This is a genomic window from Cupriavidus sp. KK10 (assembly GCF_018223725.1).
Taxonomy (GTDB): Bacteria; Pseudomonadota; Gammaproteobacteria; order Burkholderiales; family Burkholderiaceae; genus Cupriavidus; species Cupriavidus necator.
This window is the reverse complement of the sequence record NZ_CP073678.1, coordinates 647,935-666,482: the sequence shown is the minus strand read 5'-3', so window position 1 is coordinate 666,482 and position 18,548 is coordinate 647,935. Positions and strand designations below refer to the sequence as shown.

Annotated in this window: 13 protein-coding genes and 1 pseudogene; 12 read left to right on the top strand and 2 right to left on the bottom strand. The window is 65.3% G+C overall.

Annotated elements, in window-relative coordinates:
• Positions 1-351 precede the first annotated feature (351 nt).
• The 5 genes and pseudogenes from KB879_RS34405 to KB879_RS34385 all read left to right on the top strand — a co-directional run bounded on the left by KB879_RS34405 (position 352) and on the right by KB879_RS34385 (position 6,111).
• Complete coding sequence (locus tag KB879_RS34405) at positions 352-1,821, top strand: UbiD family decarboxylase (protein ID WP_249221532.1); 1,470 nt, start codon at positions 352-354, stop codon at positions 1,819-1,821.
• 4 nt (positions 1,822-1,825) lie between these two features.
• Positions 1,826-2,419 (top strand): UbiX family flavin prenyltransferase, encoded by a 594-nt coding sequence (locus KB879_RS34400; protein ID WP_249221514.1) that lies wholly within the window; start codon positions 1,826-1,828, stop codon positions 2,417-2,419.
• A gap of 69 nt (positions 2,420-2,488) precedes the next feature.
• Positions 2,489-3,451 (top strand): tripartite tricarboxylate transporter substrate binding protein, encoded by a 963-nt coding sequence (locus KB879_RS34395; protein WP_211984044.1) that lies wholly within the window; start codon positions 2,489-2,491, stop codon positions 3,449-3,451.
• A gap of 45 nt (positions 3,452-3,496) precedes the next feature.
• A pseudogene (locus tag KB879_RS34390) lies at positions 3,497-5,237 on the top strand (GMC family oxidoreductase).
• Between the two features lie 79 nt (positions 5,238-5,316).
• Entirely contained in the window at positions 5,317-6,111 is a 795-nt protein-coding gene (locus tag KB879_RS34385; RefSeq protein WP_211984043.1) for a sterol desaturase family protein, read from the top strand.
• Here the strand turns inward: KB879_RS34385 and KB879_RS34380 are convergent.
• The gene (locus KB879_RS34380; protein ID WP_018312595.1) at positions 6,038-6,943 is read right to left on the bottom strand and encodes a LysR family transcriptional regulator; all 906 of its coding nucleotides are present in this window, start codon (positions 6,941-6,943) and stop codon (positions 6,038-6,040) included. The genes KB879_RS34385 and KB879_RS34380 overlap by 74 nt on opposite strands.
• Before the next feature lie 453 nt (positions 6,944-7,396).
• On the opposite strand from KB879_RS34380, the gene KB879_RS34375 reads away from it, so the two are divergent.
• The 6 genes from KB879_RS34375 (at position 7,397) to KB879_RS34350 (ending at position 15,766) form a co-directional block, all read left to right on the top strand.
• Entirely contained in the window at positions 7,397-10,441 is a 3,045-nt protein-coding gene (locus tag KB879_RS34375; RefSeq protein ID WP_211984042.1) for a molybdopterin cofactor-binding domain-containing protein, read from the top strand.
• Positions 10,438-11,253, top strand: a complete 816-nt coding sequence (locus KB879_RS34370; protein WP_211984041.1) for a xanthine dehydrogenase family protein subunit M — start codon at positions 10,438-10,440, stop codon at positions 11,251-11,253. The genes KB879_RS34375 and KB879_RS34370 overlap by 4 nt, the downstream gene beginning before the upstream one ends.
• The gene (locus KB879_RS34365) at positions 11,250-11,828 is read left to right on the top strand and encodes a (2Fe-2S)-binding protein (protein ID WP_153955553.1); all 579 of its coding nucleotides are present in this window, start codon (positions 11,250-11,252) and stop codon (positions 11,826-11,828) included. The genes KB879_RS34370 and KB879_RS34365 overlap by 4 nt, the downstream gene beginning before the upstream one ends.
• Positions 11,821-13,425, top strand: coding sequence for an AMP-binding protein (locus KB879_RS34360; RefSeq protein ID WP_211984040.1), 1,605 nt, complete (start codon positions 11,821-11,823; stop codon positions 13,423-13,425). Before KB879_RS34365 ends, KB879_RS34360 begins: the two co-directional genes overlap by 8 nt.
• Positions 13,426-13,428: 3 nt before the next feature.
• Positions 13,429-14,244 carry an enoyl-CoA hydratase/isomerase family protein gene (locus tag KB879_RS34355; RefSeq protein ID WP_211984038.1) on the top strand — a complete coding sequence of 272 codons (816 nt, stop codon included), beginning with the start codon at positions 13,429-13,431 and terminating at the stop codon, positions 14,242-14,244.
• A gap of 178 nt (positions 14,245-14,422) precedes the next feature.
• The gene (locus KB879_RS34350) at positions 14,423-15,766 is read left to right on the top strand and encodes an MFS transporter (RefSeq protein ID WP_211984036.1); all 1,344 of its coding nucleotides are present in this window, start codon (positions 14,423-14,425) and stop codon (positions 15,764-15,766) included.
• 447 nt (positions 15,767-16,213) lie between these two features.
• Here the strand turns inward: KB879_RS34350 and KB879_RS34340 are convergent, their stop codons facing one another.
• On the bottom strand, positions 16,214-17,092 hold the full coding sequence (locus KB879_RS34340; RefSeq protein WP_211984034.1) for an IclR family transcriptional regulator: 879 nt from the start codon (positions 17,090-17,092) through the stop codon (positions 16,214-16,216).
• Between the two features lie 224 nt (positions 17,093-17,316).
• On the opposite strand from KB879_RS34340, the gene KB879_RS34335 reads away from it, so the two are divergent.
• Positions 17,317-18,516 (top strand): ABC transporter substrate-binding protein, encoded by a 1,200-nt coding sequence (locus KB879_RS34335; RefSeq protein ID WP_211984033.1) that lies wholly within the window; start codon positions 17,317-17,319, stop codon positions 18,514-18,516.
• Positions 18,517-18,548: the final 32 nt, after the last annotated feature.

Sequence of the window (18,548 nt, the reverse complement as noted above, 5' to 3'; positions counted from 1 at the left end):
AATTCATCATTAATAGTGATACATGCGATCAATTTATGTGAAGCGGTGATTTCGTGGCGCGTGGGGAGAATGCCGTTAAAAGCCGCTGATCGTGCATTTCATCGGGAGCAGCTGAACGAAAAAACGTGGCGCTTCCTAGGGTCCCTCTATTAGCGTTCCGTGCTTGCCGGATGTCATCAGGTCAATTACTTATATCAGCAACGATGATATTTCGAATCAATAAACAGTATTAGACCTGATGTTGCTTCCTGACTAGGCTTGCCTCACCTCGCGTGCGGTGGGCCAGTCAGGACCTGGGCCGCACGCCGACGACTCAGGAGCAATGCAATGTTCAGGCAGATAACCGAATCGATGAACCGCGCGCCGGAACCCATGGCCATGCCGGAGGAGGCGCTGACCCTGCGCAGCTGGCTGCGCCACCTTGGCGACACCGGGAGGCTGGCGGCAATAGACGAGCCGGTTGCGCTTGAGCACACCCTTGCCGCGGTCGCCAAGCGGCTGGATGGCGAGCGCGCGGCCTTCTTCAACCAGCCCGGCGGCCATGCGATTCCGGTGGTGAGCGGATTCATGTCTCGCCGCTCGTGGATCGCCGAGGCGATGAGGGTGCCCGAAGACGGCTTGCTGGAGCGCTTCCGCAGTGCGGCCGCGCAGCCCCTGCCGGTGCGCGAGATCGCCCAGTGCGAGGCAGCGTGCCAGCAGGTCATCCACCTGGACAAGGTGAACCTGCACGAACTGTTGCCCATCCCGACCCACAGCGAGCACGACAACGGTCCCTATATCACGGCCGGCCTGGCCATCGCGCGAAACCCGCGCACGGGCGTGCAGAACGTCTCGATCCACCGCATCCAGGTGCACGCGCCGGACCGCATGGCGATCCTGATGCTGCCACGCCATCTCGATGCGTTCTACCGTGCGGCCGAAGCATGCGGCGAGGCGCTGCCGATCGCCATCGTCATCGGTGTCGATCCTCTCACCATGCTGGCTTCGCAGGCCATCGCACCGATCGACCATGACGAACTGGAAATCGCCGGCGCGCTGCATGGGGCGCCGCTTCCCGTGGTCAAGTGCCGCACCAGCGATGTGCGCGTGCCGGCCAATGCCGAGATCGTGATCGAGGGCCGGCTTCTGCCCGGCGAGCGCGAGATGGAAGGGCCCTTTGGCGAGTTTCCCAAGTACTACAGCAGCGCCGAGCCGCGCGAGGTCATCCAGGTCGACGCCGTCACGCACCGGCTTCGCCCGATCTATCACACCATCGTGCCGGCGGAGATGGAGCACCTGCTGCTCGGGGCGATTCCGCGCGAGGCGACCTTGCTGGCGCATCTGCAGCGCAGCCATCCCGGGGTGCAGGATGTGCATCTGTCGGTGGGCGGCGTATGCCGGTACCACTTGTATGTAAAGCTCGACAAGAAGCGCGAGGGTGAAGCGAAGAACGTCATTCTCTCGGCGTTTGGCGCGCACTACGACATCAAGCAGGTGGTCGTGGTGGATACCGATGTCGACGTCCACGACCCGGCCGAGGTGGAATGGGCCGTCGCGACGCGCTTCCAGGCGGACCAGGACCTGGTGGTGATCGCGGGGGCGCAGGGCTCGGTGCTCGATCCCTCCACGACCGTCGCCGCCAGCCTCGCCGGTATCGACAACCCGGAGCCGCACCTGCAAGGCATCTGCGCCAAGATGGGGCTGGACGCGACCCGCCCGGTCAAGTACGCGGCGCATGTGTTCACGCGCGTGCGGATTCCCGGTGAGTCAACCATCGATGTGCAGGCGCTGGTGTCCGCCGACCCATCGCGCTGGGAAGCGTATCTCGGCGATGGAGCTTGATGTCATGGCCAACCAGAAACGCATCATCGTCGGCATCTCCGGCGCCAGCGGCGCCGCCATCGGCGTCAACCTGCTCAAGGCGATACGCAGCCTGGACAACGTCGAGTCGCATCTGATCGTGTCGGCTTCGGGCATGCTCACCGCGACCCAGGAACTCGGCATCAAGCGCAGCGAGCTCGAAGCGCTGGCCGACATCGTGCATAACGTGCGCGATATCGGCGCGGCGGTGGCCAGCGGCTCCTTCGTGACCGAGGGCATGGTGGTTGCGCCGTGCTCGATGAAGACGCTGGCGTCGGTGGCCAACGGGTTCTCCGACAACCTGCTGACGCGTGCCGCGGACGTGGTGCTCAAGGAGCGGCGGCGCCTGGTGCTGGTGGCGCGCGAAACCCCACTGAACCTGGCCCATCTGCGCAACATGGTGCACGCCACCGAGATGGGCGCGGTTGTGATGCCGCCCGTTCCCGCCTTCTACACGCATCCGGTCAGCATCGAGGACGTGGTCAATCACACCGTGGGACGCATCCTCGACCTGTTCCAGATCGAGCACGACACGCTGGCCGGCCGCTGGTCGGGGCTCGCTCACGATTTCGCCGGCTGAACGCCAGCGCAGCGGACCGGGGCGTCGATCCCGGCCGCGCCTTGAATACTGAACCAGCAGGAGACAGACATGAAAACGTGGCTCGCCCATGCCGGGCTCGCTTTGCTGTTGGCAACGGGACTTGCCCATGCGGACGGCTATCCCGCCAAGCCGATCCGCATCGTGGTGCCGTACCCGCCCGGCGGCTTTAACGACACGCTGGCCCGAATCGTCGGCAGCAGGCTCACTGCAGCCTGGGGCCAGCCCGTGGTGGTGGACAACAAGCCCGGCGCGGGCACCATCATCGGCACCTCGTTCGTGGCCAAGGCCGCGCCCGATGGCTACACGCTGCTGGTGGTGCAGTTCCCCTTCGGTGCCAATCCCTGGCTCTATAAGTCGCTGCCGTACGACACCCTCAAGGACTTCACGCCCGTCATCCTGGCAGGCCAGTCGCCGATGACCCTTGTGGTGACCAACGGATCGCCGATCCGCTCCGTGGACGATCTTGTCAAATCCGCTAAGGGTAAGCCCGGCAAGATCAACTACGGCTCGTCGGGCAGCGGCTCGTCCAACCACCTTGCGATGGCGCTGTTCGAGCGCAGTGCCGGCGTCGCGCTCGCCCAGGTTCCCTACAAGGGCAGCACGCCCATGCTGACCGATCTGGCCGGCGGGCAGGTCGAAGTGGCCTTCGACGCGTTGCCCCATGTGCTGCCTTTCGTGAAGTCCGGCAAGGTGCGCGCGCTTGCCGTCGCCGACCGGAGCCGCTTCGCGTCGCTTTCCACGGTGCCCACCATGGCCGAGAGCGGCCTGCCCGGCTACGACGCGTCATCCTGGCACGGCATTGTCGCGCCGGCCGGCACGCCCCCGGAGATCGTGCGAAAGCTGAACGCGCAGATCAACGACGCGCTGCGCACGGCAGATGTGCGCAGCATCTTCCACGAGCAGGGCGTCAGGCCGGCGGGCGGCAGCGCGGCGGACTTCTCGGCGTTCATCGGCAAGGAACTGGCGAAGTGGAAGCAGGTCGTGCATGACGCGGCCATCCCCTTGCAATGACGCGGCAATGACGCAGCAACCACGCACATGACAAGTGGAGAACACATGGGTACGCCGAGAAACCGCTTCGACTATGTGATCGTTGGCGGCGGGTCGGCCGGCTGCGTGCTGGCCAATCGCCTCTCGCGGGACCCGGGCATACGCGTCGCGCTGATCGAGGGGGGCGTCGATACGCCGCCCGGCGCGGTGCCGGCGGAGATTCTCGACAGCTATCCGATGCCCTTGTTCTTCGGCGACCGGTACATCTGGCCATCGCTGCAGGCGCGCGCCGTGGCAGGGGCGCGCGCCAGACTCTACGAGCAAGGGCGCGTCATGGGCGGCGGCTCGAGCATCAATGTGCAGGCCGCCAACCGCGGGCTGCCGCGCGACTACGACGAGTGGGCGGCGTCGGGCGCGCCCGGCTGGTCGTGGCAGGATGTGTTGCCGTATTTCCGCAACCTTGAGCGCGATGTGGATTACGGCAAACAGCCCGCTGCACGGCAGCCACGGACCGGTGCCGATCCGCCGCATCCTGCCGCAGGCTTGGCCGCCGTTCTGCGCGAAGTTTGCGCACGCGATGGGCCGCAGCGGCTTGTCCGCGCTGGCCGACCAGAACGCGGAGTTCGGCGATGGCTGGTTTCCCGCTGCCTTCTCGAACCTCGATGGCAAGCGGATATCGACCGCCATCGCCTATCTCGATGCGAACACGCGCAAGCGGACCAATCTGCGGATCTTTGCCGAGACAACGGTGAAGGAGCTGGTCGTATCCGAACGCGAAGCGCGCGGGGTGATCGCCGTTCGTGCCGACGGGGCGCGGCTGGCGCTGGAAGCCGGAGAGGTCATCGTGTCAGCGGGCGCGCTGCAGTCTCCCGCCATCCTGATGCGCGCGGGGATTGGCGACGCGGCCGCGCTGCAGGCGCTCGGCATCGAGGTGGTGGCCGACCGGCCCGGCGTTGGCCGCAATCTCCAGGATCATCCTGCGCTGACCTTCTGCCAGTTCCTCGCGCCCGAGTACCGCATGCCGCTCGCGCGCCGGCGCTCCAGCATGACGGCGGCGCGCTTCTCATCCGAAGTGCCGGGCGGCGAAGCGTCTGACATGTATTTGTCCAGCTCGACACGGGCGGGCTGGCATGCGCTCGGTAATCGGCTCGGCCTCTTCTTCCTGTGGTGCAGCCGGCCATTCTCGCGCGGGCAGGTGAGCCTTGCGGGCGCCCAGCCGGAGGTGCCGCCACTAGTGGAGCTCAACCTGCTGGATGACCAACGGGATCTGCGACGCATGGTGGCTGGTGTGCGCAGGCTGGTGCGCTTCGTCGGTGCGTCGGCCTTGCATCAGCATCCGGATGATTTCTTCCCCGCTATGTTTTCGCCGCGCGTCAAGGTAATGAGCCGCGTGAGCCCCGGCAATGCGATGCTCACCGCGTTGCTGGGGGCACTGCTCGATGTCTCGGGGCCGCTACGCAGAAGCCTGATCGCGCGCTTTGTCACGGGCGGGGCAAACCTGACCAGCCTGCTCGCGGATGAGTCCGCGTTGGAGGGCTTCGTGCGCCAGAGCGTCTTCGGGGTCTGGCATGCCAGCGGCACTTGCCGGATGGGCGCGCAGGCGGACCGGAGCACGGTGACGGACGCAACGGGCCGCGTCCACGATGTCGGCCGGTTGCGCGTCGTCGACGCGTCGCTGATGCCTCGGCTGCCGACGGCCAATACCAACATTCCCACCATCATGCTCGCGGAAAAGATCGCCGACGCCATGTTGGCCGAGCGTCGCGCAACCCGGCGGGCGTTGAGCGAAGTTGCCGATCCGGGCTGAACACCGAAGCTGGAAACCAAAGGTAAACACCGAAGCTGCACTCTGCGGCGCCACCAGCGCCTGGAACGAGGAGACAACGATGAAATACGATAACGAAGTCCGCGCACGCTCTTACCGCTTCCGCGACGAGTATGTCGCGTCCACGCCCGCGTGGTACCGCGGCGAACTGCATCTCGCCTTCACGCTGCTGTTCACGGGCGGGGTGATTGCCTGGTGCGCGATGAAACTGCAAGCACCGACGCTGGCGCAGTGGCTCGCGATCGTGCCGATCTTCCTATTCGGGAACTGGGCCGAGTGGGCCGCGCACCGCTATGTACTGCTTCGGCCGACGCGCTTTTTCAGCATGATCTACAAACGGCATTGCGCCGTGCACCATCGCTTCTTCACGCACGTGACGCTTGAGTACAAAGGCCAGAAACACTGGCGCGCCTTGTTGTTCCCGCCGTTCGCGCCGGTGGCTTTCGTGCTGGCCGCAGTGCCGTTTGCACTGGCGATCGGCGCGGTGTTCTCGAAGAACGCGGGGTATATCGCGCTGATGACGATGGCGGCGTACTACCTGATGTACGAAGGAACGCATACGCTATCGCACGTCACGGACATCCCGCTGCTCGACAAGATGCCATTGGTGGGTACCGTGCGGCGCCTGCACGTCACGCATCACGATCCCGAACTGATGGCCACGCAGAACTTCAACCTGACCTTCCCGATCTGCGACACGCTGTTCGGCACGCGCAACGATGCCCCGCGCGCGGCGCGCAGCCCGGTGCAAGGGCAGGACAGCGATGGCCGCAGCGCCCCGATCAGGCGGCGGTGCCGGATACCCTCCGGATCTCCTCGGCCACGATCGCGATCAGCGCGTCGGCGGCCGTGCTGAGCGGGCGCTGCGGATGGCTCACGCACACCAGGTGGCGCACGATGCGCGGCGCCAGGATGGGGTACACGCGCAGCCGGCCCTCGTCCACGGCGCGTTGCACCACGATGCGCGGCAGCACCGTGGCAAAGCGCGTGGCCTCGACGAACTGGACGATGGTGCCGAGGATGTCGATCTCGAACTTCGGCTGCAAAGTCACGTCTTCCAGTTGCGTGGCCGCATCCAGCACGCCGCGCAAGCCATGGCGCTTGGTGGGCAGCACCAGTTCCAGCCCCGGCAGCTTGGTAAGTTCCACCGCTGCCGGCAGTTCCGGGCCATGTTCCGCACTAGTGACCAGCACCATTTCCTCGTCGTGCAGGGATTGCACATGGAGCGAGAGCTTGCCGCGGGGCTTATGCACCACGGCCGCGTCGAGCTGGCCGGCGGAAACCAGGTCGATCAGCGTGGCGCTGAAGCCGTCGGCGACTGATACCTCGACGTTCGGGTAGCGCGCGTTGAAACGCGCCAGCGAACCCACCAGCACGCTCTCCGTCTCCGACGCCACCATGCCGATGGAGATGCTGCCCGCCACTTGCTCGTCGCGTTGCATCAGCTGTTGCCGCGCATTGGCCAGGTCGCGCACGAGCGGCAGGAATAGCCGATACATCATGCGGCCGGCGGCGGTTGGCACCATGCCATGCGGGATGCGATCGAACAGCTTCTGTCCGAACTCTTCCTCCAGCTTGGCGATCTGCATGCTCAGCGCCGGCTGAACGATATTCAGCCGTTTCGCCGCGCGCGTGACGGAGCCGTCTTCGAACAGGGCGATGAAATATTGGATCTGTTTGAGGTCCATGCCAAGTGATCGATCAGGTATCAATAAATTCGTTGGACGGGAATGAGCGTATCAGATTTTTTGTCGCCCTCATCGCGTACTTTTCGGGCCGTTGTTCGCGGCCGAACACTTAGCCGTGGCGCGTCAGCAGCACGGATGTGCACATTAACGCCCATCCGGACAGTGATCATCGTAGATGATGAAGTGAATCAAAAAACAATATTAGAACTAATACCATAACCTCCCTAAGCTCCTGTTCAACGTTGCATGTCCCGGGTGGATTCGCCTGCCGGGGCCGACGCGAAGAACGGAGTCAGGAATGAGACAGAACGATGCTGGCGGCATGACCGGCACGACACTGGAGACAGCGGTAGCGGACGTTCGCCCCGTGCCGCGTGGCATCTCCCCGTGCCGGCCCGCAATCCCCGCTAACCAGATGGACCGTCCCGGCCCCGCCAGGCGGGAAGGCCGGTCATGAGCGACAAGCGCAACCTGGCCGCGGCAGCGGCGGCCATCCACCATGCATCCGCAGCAGGCGCGGCCGCGCGCCAGCGCCACGTCGGCCGTTCGATGGAGCGGCTCGAGGACGCCGCCATCCTCACCGGCCGTGGCCGCTATGGCGACGACCTCGGCGTGAAGCCGGGCACCCTGCACGCGGCCATCGTACGCTCCCCGCATGCGCATGCCGAACTCGGCACCATCGATACCGGCGCGGCGCTTGCCGCGCCGGGCGTGCATGCGGTCCTGACCGGCGCCGACCTGGCGGCCTGGTCGCGGCCCTTCGTGGTCGCCGTGAAGTCGCCGATGGAGCAGTGGGCGCTGGCCATCGATCGCGTGCGCTACGTGGGCGAGCCGGTGGCCGTGGTAATGGCCGAGAGCCGTGCCCTGGCCGAAGACGCGCTCGACCTGGTGCGCGTCGCCTATCGTGTGCTGCCGCCGGTGGTGTCCATCGAAGCCGCGCTGGACGACGATGCCCCCATCCTGCATCCCGGCGTGGGCACCAATGTGGTGAGCGACCGGCACTTCCGCTACGGCGAACCCGAGGCCGCCTTTGCCACCGCGCCGCACCGGATCACGCTGACCGCGCACTATCCGCGCAACACCTGTACGCCGATCGAATGCGGCGTGGTGATTGCCGAGTTCCTGTCCGGTGACGAGGGCTATGACGTCACCTCCAATTTCATGGGGCCGTTCTCGCTGCATGCGGTGATGGCGATGGCGCTCAAGGTGCCGGCCAACCGGCTGCGCCACAAAGCCCCGCGCGATTCCGGCGGCAGCTTCGGCGTGAAGCAGGCCGTGTTTCCCTATGTGGTGCTGATGTGCCTGGCGTCCCGCAAGGCCGGCGCACCGGTGAAGTGGGTGGAAGACCGGCTCGAGCATCTCAGCGCCGCCACCTCCGCCACCGCGCGGCTGTCCACGCTGGAAGCCGCGGTGAAGGCTGATGGCCGCATCGTGGCGCTGTCCTATGACCAGGTCGAAGACTGCGGCGGCTACTTGCGCGCGCCGGAGCCCGCCACCTTCTATCGCATGCACGGCTGCCTGACCGGCGCCTACGACATCCCCAACCTGCTGGTGCGCAACCGGGTGGTGATGACCAACAAGACGCCCACCGGCCTGGTGCGTGGCTTTGGCGGCCCGCAAGTGTATTTCGCCCTGGAGCGGCTGGTGCAGCGCATCGCGACGCAGCTCCGCCTCGATCCGCTCGATGTGTATCGCCGCAACTTTGTTGCCGCCGAGGCCTTTCCCTATCGCGCCGCCGCGGGCGCGTTGCTGGACTCCGGCAACTACCAGCTGGCGCTGGCTCGCGCGCTGGAAGAAGGCGGCTACTCCGAGCTGAAGCGCCGCCGCGAAGCCGCGCGCGCCGAGGGCCGGCTGTATGGCATAGGCTTTGCCGCCATCGTCGAGCCGTCCGTGTCCAACATGGGCTATATCACCACCGCCATGCCGGCCGAGGCGCGCAAGAAGGTGGGGCCGAAGAACGGCGCCATCGCCAGCGCCACGGTCAGCGTCGACCTGCTCGGCGGCGTGGTGGTCACCATTGCCTCGACGCCAGCCGGGCAGGGCCATATGACCGTGTGCGCGCAGGTCGTGGCCGACGTGCTTGGCGTGGACCCGGCCGACGTGGTGGTGAACGTCGAGTTCGATACCCACAAGGATGCGTGGTCGGTTGCCGCCGGCAATTACTCTAGCCGCTTTGCCGGCGCGGTGGCCGGCACCGTGCATCTGGCCGCCGAGCGGGTGCGCGACAAGCTGGCGCGCATCGTGGCGCCGCAGTTCGGCTGCACGCCTGCGGAGGTCGTGTTCGAAGACGGCCGCATTGCCCGCAAAGGAGCGCCCGAATCCGGCCTGCCGTTCACGCGTGTAGCCAGCAATGCGCCGCACTGGTCACCACAGCAGCTGCCGGCGGGAGAAGAGCCTGGCCTGCGCGAGACGGTGTTCTGGTCGCCGCCCAACCTGGAAGCGCCGGATGAGAACGACCGCATCAACACCTCGGCCGCCTACGGCTTTGCCTTCGATATGTGCGGCGTGGAGATCGACCGCGCCACGGGGCGCGTGCGTATCGATCGCTACGTGACCGCGCACGACGCCGGCACGCTGCTCAACCCGGCGCTGGCCGATGGCCAGATCCGCGGCGCCTTCGCCCAGGGGCTGGGCGCGGCGCTGATGGAGGAGTTCCGCTATGGCGCCGACGGCAGCTTCCAGTCCGGCACGCTGGCCGACTACCTGATGCCGACCACCTGCGAGGTGCCCGATCCGGTGATCGTGCACCTGGAAACGCCAAGCCCCTTCACGCCGCTCGGCGCCAAGGGCCTGGGCGAGGGCAACAACATGAGCACGCCCCCCTGCATCGCCAACGCGGTGGCGGACGCGCTCGGCGTGCAGGACATCCGCCTGCCGCTGACCCCGGCCAAGGTGATGGCCATGGTGGGCTTCGACGATCCGCCACCGTCGCGCCCCGAATTGCTGGAAGCCATACGCGAGGCCGCCGTGCCCGCGGCCCGCAAGGGCAGTGGCAAGGCGCTCACGGCGCGCGGCTCGGTGGATCTCGACGCCACGCCCGAAGCCATCTTCGCCGTGCTGCTGGACCCGCAGGCACTGGCCAAGGTGGTGCCCGGCTGCCACGCGCTGGAGCGCACCGCCGAGAACCACTACCGCGCCGACGTGACGGTAGGGGTCGGGATGATCAAGGCGCGCTTCGAGGCGGAGATCGCCCTGTCGGACCTCGATCCCCCGTGCCGGCTGCGGCTGGCGGGCGCCGGCATGTCCTCGCTGGGCAGCGCGCGCGGCGCCGGCCTGGTGGAGCTGGTCCCGCATGGCAGCGGCACGCGCCTGAGTTACGACTACGAGGCCGAGGTATCCGGCAAGGTCGCCGCCGTGGGCGGACGCATGCTGGAAGGCGCCGCCAAGGTGGTGCTGCGCCAGTTGTTCGAATCGCTCGGCCGCCAGGCCGCCGGCAAGCCGGTACGGCCGCAAGGCTGGCTTACCCGCCTGCTGGCCCGTTTGGGAGTCCGTCGATGAAACCATCCGCTTTCGATTACCTGCGCGCCGAAACCACGCAGCACGCGCTCGATGCGCTGGCCCGTGGCGGCGAGGGCGCGCGCGTGCTGGCCGGCGGCCAGTCGCTGATGGCGGTGCTCAACATGCGCCTGGCGCAGCCGCAACTGCTGATCGATATCTCGCGCACCGCCGAGCTGAACACGGTGCGGGTGGAAGACGCTCACCTGGTGGTGGGTGCCGCGGCCACGCAGGGCAGCGTCGAATGGCGCGCCACGCTGGCCGACGAGGTGCCGCTGCTGGCCATGGCCTTTCCGCATATTTCGCATTTCCAGATTCGCAACCGTGGCACCGTGTGCGGCTCGGTGGCTCATGCCGATCCGAGCGCCGAATTGCCCCTGGTGCTGACCGCGCTGGGCGGCGAGGTTGTGCTGCGCGCCGCGCGGCGCCGCCGCGTATTGCCGGCGGCCAGCTTCTTCCAGGGCATGTTGATGACGGCACGCGAGCCCGACGAGCTGGTGGAGGCGGTGCGCTTTCCGCTGCGGCGCCCCGGGGCGCGCTACGGCTTTGCCGAATTCTCCGCACGCCACGGCGATTTTGCGCTGGTGGCCTGCGCGGCCACCGTGACCGATGACGCCATCGCGCTGGTGGTTGGTGGCGTGGCAGACAGGCCGGTGCTGGAAACCTGGCCGCGCCTGCAGGGCAAGGACCTGGAGGAGGCCATCAACGATTTCAGTTGGAAACTGGGCGCGCAGGACGACGCCCATATCAGCGCGCAGTACCGTCGGCACCTGGTGCGGCAACTGGGCATGCGTGTGATCGAGGAGGCAAAATGAGCAAGACCACCAAGGGCGCCGAATCCGGCAAGCCCGCCGAGGTGATGCAGCGCCAGGAGCGGCGCCGCATTACCCTGACCCTGAACGGCCGCGAACGCAGCGGCTATTGCGAGCCGCGCGAGCTGCTGTCGGATTTCCTGCGCCACGAGCTCGGCGCCACCGGCACCCACGTTGGCTGCGAGCACGGCGTCTGCGGCGCCTGCACGGTGCGGGTCGACGGCGTAGCCGCGCGCTCGTGCCTGATGCTGGCCTTGCAGGCCGAGGACCGCGCCATCGATACCGTCGAAGGCCTGGCGCCGGCCGAGGGGCTAAGCGACCTGCAGGAGGCCTTCCGCCGCCACCACGCGCTGCAGTGCGGATTCTGCACGGCTGGCATTCTGATGTCGTGCGCGGACTACCTGGAACGCGTGCCGGAACCCAGCGAAGCGCAGGTGCGCGACATGCTGTCCGGGCACCTGTGCCGCTGTACGGGCTACACCCCCATCGTGGCCGCCGTGCTCGACGTAGCCGCGATCCGTGCACGGGCTCGCCATGCTGCTGCCGGCGTAGTTATCGAGGAGGCCTGCGATGCTTGATCTCGGCCGCACCTTCCTGCAGAGCGTGGAGCGCAGCCCGCATGCGCCCGCCATCGTCGATGGCGACCTGATGCTCACCTATGCGCAGTGGTACGAGCGTATCCGTTGCGTCGCGTCCGGCCTGCGCGAGATTGGCCTGGAACCAGGCGACCGCCTGCTGGCCGTCTTGCAAAACCGCTGGGAAATGGCCACGCTGCACTGGGCCTGCCAGTTCGCCGGCATCGTGATGGTGCCCCTGAACTGGCGCGCCAAGCCGGAGGAGCTTGATTATTGCGTGCAGGATGCCGCCGTCAAGGCGCTGGTGTTCGAGCCGGTCAGCGCCGATGCCGTGCTGGCCAGCCCGGCGGCGCAGGCCGTGCCCTGCATTGCGCTGGACCGCGCGGCGGGCGGCTCGATGTCGTTCGCCTCGCTGCTGGACAGCGTTGCGTTGCATGACGCCCCGGTGGCCGAAGCGAGCGCTGTCTCGCTGATGCTCTACACCTCGGGCACCACCGGCAAGCCCAAGGGCGTGCCGCGCCGGCACCGGCAGGAGCGCGCCGCCGCGCTCGCCCACGTGGCGCAGAACCTATATCGCCATGGCGAGCGCACCCTTGGCGTGATGCCGCTTTACCACACCATGGGCGTGCGCTCGCTGCTGGCGATGGCGCTGGTGGACGGCCTGTTCGTCTGCGTGCGGCGCTGGAACGCCGGGCAGGCGCTCAAGGAGATCGCCACCCACCGGATCACCTGCCTGTACCTGGTGCCGACGCTGTACCACGACCTGCTGGCCGATCCGGGATTCGATCCCTCGGCGATCCGCACCGCGACCAAGCTCGGCTTTGCCGGCGCGGCGATGAGCGACGGCCTGCTGCGCCGCCTTGCGCTGGCCTTCGAGCCGGAGCTGTTCGTGAACCACTACGGCTCATCCGAGGTGTACACCTTCAGCATCGACCAGCGCGCCACCCGCAAGCCCGGCAGCGCGGGGCGCGCCGGCATCAACACGCGCCTGCGCGTGGTGCGCCTGGACGCCCGCTCGCCCGACGATCTGGCGGCCACTGGTGAGGAAGGCCAGATCATCGCCGACCTGCGCGGCGATGAGGCCTTCGAAGGCTACTGGAACCGCGACGACGCCAACGCCAAGTCGCTGCGCGACGGCTGGTACTTCACCGGCGACACCGGCTACTTCGACGCCGAGGGCGACCTCTTCGTCAGCGGCCGGGTCGACGACATGATCATCAGCGGCGGCGAGAACATCTCGCCGGTCGATATCGAGTCGGTGCTGTCGCTGCATCCGGCGGTGGAAGAAGTGGCGGTGGCCGGCGTGCCGGACCCGCGCTGGGGCCAGAAGGTGGTGGCCTTCGTCAAGTCGCGCAGCAACGTCGATGCGCAAGCACTGGATACCTACTGCCGCGGCTCGGACCTGGTGAACTTCAAGCGCCCACGCGATTACGTCTTCGTGGAGGAGATCCCCAAGTCGCCGGTCGGCAAGATCCTGCGCCGCAAGCTCTCCGCCGGCGAGTACGAGCCGGCCTCGCATTCCCGCAACCCTGACCTCAATCTCAACCCCAACCCCAACCAGGCAGCGGACGCCACGCCTGTCGACACGATCAAGGAGTAAGACATGACCCAGGTAACTGAACTGATCCATCCCGACCAGCAACGCCTGCAACAGCTCGACGGCTTCTCCGTGGAGATCAATGCCGCGCGCGAGCGCGCGGACATCATCCTGCACCGTCCGCCGTACAACGTGATCGCTATGGCGGCGCGCGACCAGCTGCGCGCCGTCATCGAAGCACTGGATGCCGACGAGCGCGTGCGCGTGATCGTGCTGCGCTCGCAGGGCGAGCATTTTTCCAGCGGCGGCGATATCAAGGGATTCCTGGAGGCCTCGCCCGAGCACGTCTCGCAGTTGGCCTGGAACGTGGCGGCGCCGGCGCGCTGCAGCAAGCCGGTGATTGCCGCCAACCGCGGCTATTGCTTCGGCGTGGGCTTTGAGCTATCGCTGGCCTGCGACTTCCGCATCGCCACCGAGACCACGCAGTACGCGCTGCCGGAGCAGAAGCTCGGGCAGATCCCTGGATCGGGCGGCTCGGCGCGCCTGCAGAAGATGGTAGGCATCGGCCGCACCAAGGACATCGTGATGCGCTCGCGCCGTATCTCGGGCAAAGAAGCCTACGAGTGGGGCATCGCGGTGGAATGCGTGGCCGACGCCGAGCTGGAAGCCGCCACCTATGCGCTGGTCGACGAGCTGCGCGGCTTCTCGCCGCTGGCGCAGCGCACCGCCAAGAAGCTGCTCAACGACACCGAGGATGCGCCGCTGTCGATCGCCATCGAGCTGGAAGGGCATTGCTACAGCCGCCTGCGCAGCTCGGACGATTTCCGAGAAGGCGTGGAAGCGTTCCACGGCAAGCGCAAGCCGGCGTTCCGCGGCAGCTGATGCAAATCGCGGGCGCGCCGGCAAGGCCGCCCGCATCCCGGACGAATTGACCGGATAACGATGCCTTCTGCCACGGCGCAAGCATCGCGGGAGAGCGCTCGCCTGCCGGCAAGGCACCGCTCGCGCGCCATCGCTGCCGTAATGATCCAAGCAGAGATCCAAATCAAAGGAGACAACAATGGAAGCCGTAGCAAAGAAGAGTACAGAGACGATCAGCGAGCCGCTGCCAGCGGCGAGCAATCGCCAGGTGTTTGGTGCCGTGACGGCGTCATGCATGGGATGGGCGCTGGACCTGTTCGACCTGTTCATCCTGCTGTTCGTGGCGCCGGTGATCGGCAGGCTGTTTTTCCCGTCGGAGCACGCCATGCTGTCGCTGGCGGCAGTGTATGCGTCTTTTGCCGTGACGCTGCTGATGCGTCCGCTCGGCTCCGCGATTTTCGGCTCCTATGCCGACCGCCACGGCCGCAAGGGCGCGATGGTGGTTGCGGTTACCGGCGTTGGCTTGTCCACGGCGGCGTTCGGGCTGCTGCCCACGGTGGGACAGGTGGGCCTGCTTGCGCCAGCCTTGTTCATCCTGCTGCGGCTGGTACAGGGGATCTTTGTCGGCGGCGTGGTGGCATCCACCCACACCATCGGCACTGAATCGGTGCCGCCGTCCTGGCGCGGCGCCGTCTCGGGGCTGGTTGGCGGCGGTGGCGCGGGTATCGGGGCACTGCTGGCTTCCATCACCTACATGGCAATGACCGCGCTGTTTCCCGGGGATGCGTTCGACACTTGGGGTTGGCGCTGCATGTTCTTCTCCGGCATCATCAGCTCGGTGCTCGGCCTATTCATCTTCAATTCGCTGGAGGAGTCGCCGCTGTGGAAGCAGTTGCAGGCGGCCAAGGGACATGCCGCTCCGGTTGAGAACCCGTTGCGTGTCCTGTTCTCTAGCAAGTACCGCGGCGTCCTTGCTGTCAACATCCTGCTCACGATCGGCGGTGGCAGCGCCTACTACCTGACCTCAGGCTATTTGCCGACCTTCCTCAAGGTCGTGGTGAAGGCACCGGCGGGCGCATCCGCGGCCATCCTGATGGCCAGCAGTGTCGGCGTTATCGTGGCATCGATATTTGCCGGTCACCTCAGCACGCTGATTGGTCGCAAGCGATCTTTCCTGGTGATAGGCGCCTTGAACGTGGTGCTGCTGCCGTTGATCTACCAACGGATGCCCGACGTGCCGGATGTCACCACGCTTGGCATGTATGCCGTGGCGCTGGCGATGCTGGGCAGCATGGGTTTTGCTCCGATCCTCATTTTCCTGAACGAACGGTTTCCCACCAGCATCCGTGCCACGGGGACTGGCCTGTCATGGAATATCGGCTTTGCCATCGGCGGCATGATGCCGACGTTTGCGTCGCTGTGCGCGAGCACCCCCGCCGACCTGCCAAAAGTGCTGGGGATCTTCGTCGCGGTGGTCACTGCCATTTACCTGGCCGGTGCGGCGATCGTTCCGGAGACCGCCGGCCGCCTTGGGGAAAAGTGAGGGTGACTGCGCAGTTTGGGAAAACCGGCCGTTCAGGACTGTCGCAGGACTGGACGGTCAGGCATCCCTTCGTGCGCTGGCAGGGGCCTCCACGGCGCCGCTGCGTCCAGGCGCTGTTTTGCCCAGTGTGCGGGGCGCGAGCTGCGGGGAGCGGGGGTTGCGCGTTGGGCCAGGATGGAACGCAGCAAACTCGGTTGCAGTGACCGTCTTGCCACGAATCACAGCTCCGGCAGTTTTCGCGAGCGTGACCGCCGCAGCGTCCATGCGAGGTGAAATTCTCATTGATGGGGGGCCGTAGGTCGCGGCTATGGCGGCTGTGTCGATGAGGTCCTTCACCGCTGCAGCAGTTCGCCAACCGCGTACGATTACCTCCCCGGCTAAAAGGACGCACCGATGGTAGCGGGTTGCCATTCCCAGACCAGACGGTCGCTCAGCGGTGGGCTATGCTCATTCCACCTCTAACGCGCGAGTACTGTAAAGCTCACCTTCTGCGAGTAAATGAGCATATTGGGCCATGTCAAAGTTCGATTGATGAACAAGATTCTGAATAATGCGCGACTCCTTCCGGAGCAGGGCAAGAAATTCAATCTGGCGGCTGACAGGTAGGTGGTCTTCTAAGGCCGTGATACTGATTGCTCCGAGTGGCGCGCCATGGCTGTCATGCACAACGATCCCGACTCCGCTCACGCCTTCGATGAGGCGGCTATCGTGCACGGCATACCCAACCTCCTGGGAGGCTCTGACAATCTCGAGCATTAGCGGGACGCTTAGCTTGCCGTAGCCGAACAAACGCCTCGCGTTGGCGCACACGATCCGCTCGATTTCATCGTCCGGCAGGGACATGAGCAGCGCAAGGCTCCCAGCCCCGACTCCCAGTGGCCGGTGCACGCCGATCTCCAGGCTCGCGATATTGATGGCGTTCCGTCCTTCCGCACGTGCGACGGAGATGGCGTCCGCCCCGCTCCGGATCGTCATGAAGGCAATGCCGCCAGTCTCGTCCGCCAATCGCTTCAACGATGGCTCGCAAAGGTGCCAGAGCTTGAAGTGAGAGGCCGCGGTTAGACCCAACTCGAAGAGACCATATCCCAGCAGGTACCGCCGGGACGTCGCATGTTGCATCACCAACCCCTCCCGAATCAGGCAGTTGAGCATCCGATGGACGGTAGGGCGTTCGATACCGAGTTGTTTGGACAAATCAACTAAGCGCAAACCATGAACGCTATAGGAAGCGATCTCGCGAAGGATCCTCGCCGCGCGTTCGATACTCTGCGTGCCGGACGCTTTACTACGTTCAGAAAATGCTGGGGTAGGGGCCACTTTGTTCATCTAAAACAGTCTCCTTCGATGATTTCGCAACTGCATGGTCCGTATCGTGGACTTCTATTTTTACCAAGAAGCGTTGTAACTCGTTGATCCTAAGGATATCTTTTTAACAACTTAGCGGCAACCGACAACAGTCTACATTATGGACGCTCCAAACCGGGGACCGCCTTAAAAGAGTGCCTAAAGAAAATTTCCTGCACCGTTATGAGACAAATGGGGAGTCTGCAATGAAGTCGATATTCAAAAGTTCGCTTCGCAATGTGACGGCATTTGCATGCGCTGTAATCTGTACGACGGCCGCCCAAATCGGCCATGCGCAGGAGCGCCAGCCCTGCATTGGCCTGTCGGGCGCACTGACGGGTCCGCAGGCCTTTACTGGACTGGCGGCTCGGATGGGGGCCGAGATCGCGATCGACGAGATCAACGGAAGCGGCGGTGTGCTCGGCAAGAAGCTCGTGCTCAAGGTGTATGACGACGGCGGTCAACCGCCAAAAGGCGTTGACAATGTCAGGCGCATCGCCATGGCCGACAACTGCATCGCCATACTCGGCGGATACCATAGTGGCGTTGCCCTCGCGATGCGTGAGCCTATCGAACAGATCGGCATCTCTTACGTCGGCGTCATGGCGGCGGGAACGAAAATCATCGAGCACGATTCGGGCAAAAATGCTTGGATGTTCCGGGTCTCGGCCAAGGACCGCTGGGTTGCGCAATACCTCTCGGATGTTGCGCTGCAAAAATCCTCGACCAAGAAAATCGCCGTCTTCTATGAAAATACAGGCTGGGGAAATGGGGCCGCTCCCGACGTGAAGGCGGCCTTGCAGGCTAAGGGCATCAGTCCCGTCGCCATGGAGACGTTCAACTGGGGCGACCAGGATATGACGGCGCAACTCATCCGGGCGCGGGATGCAGGCGCCGATGCGATCGTCATGTTTGCGTTGGACCGGGAAGGCAACCAAATTCTCCGTGGCATGGACAAGCTCAAGTACAAGCCGGTAATCGCCAGCGCCTGGGGACTAGCGGGGAACCTGGGCGAACTCGCCGGCCCGTTGGCGAATGGAGTGTTGGTCTTCCAGACTTTTTCCTGGATGGGCAAGCAAGATCCCAAGACGGCAGCCGTGTATCAAAAAATTACCGACAAATACAAGCTCAAGAGCCCTGCTGACCTGAAAATGGGGAGTGGCACCGCGAATGCATACGACGCCGTACATATCCTCGCAAAGGCTATTGCGGGCGCCGGAAGCTATGACCGTGTAAAGGTCCGCGACGCGCTTTTCCGAGTCAAATATGAGGGCCTGGTGGCGAATTACGATCCGGCGTTCGGACAAGCGCAAGAGCAGCACGATGCAATCAAGCAGAAATACTACAAACTTACTGCTTGGCATAACGGTTCACTGTTGCCGGTAGACCAGACTCCCTACAAGTAATCGTGCATTAACTATCCATAACGGAAGCATCG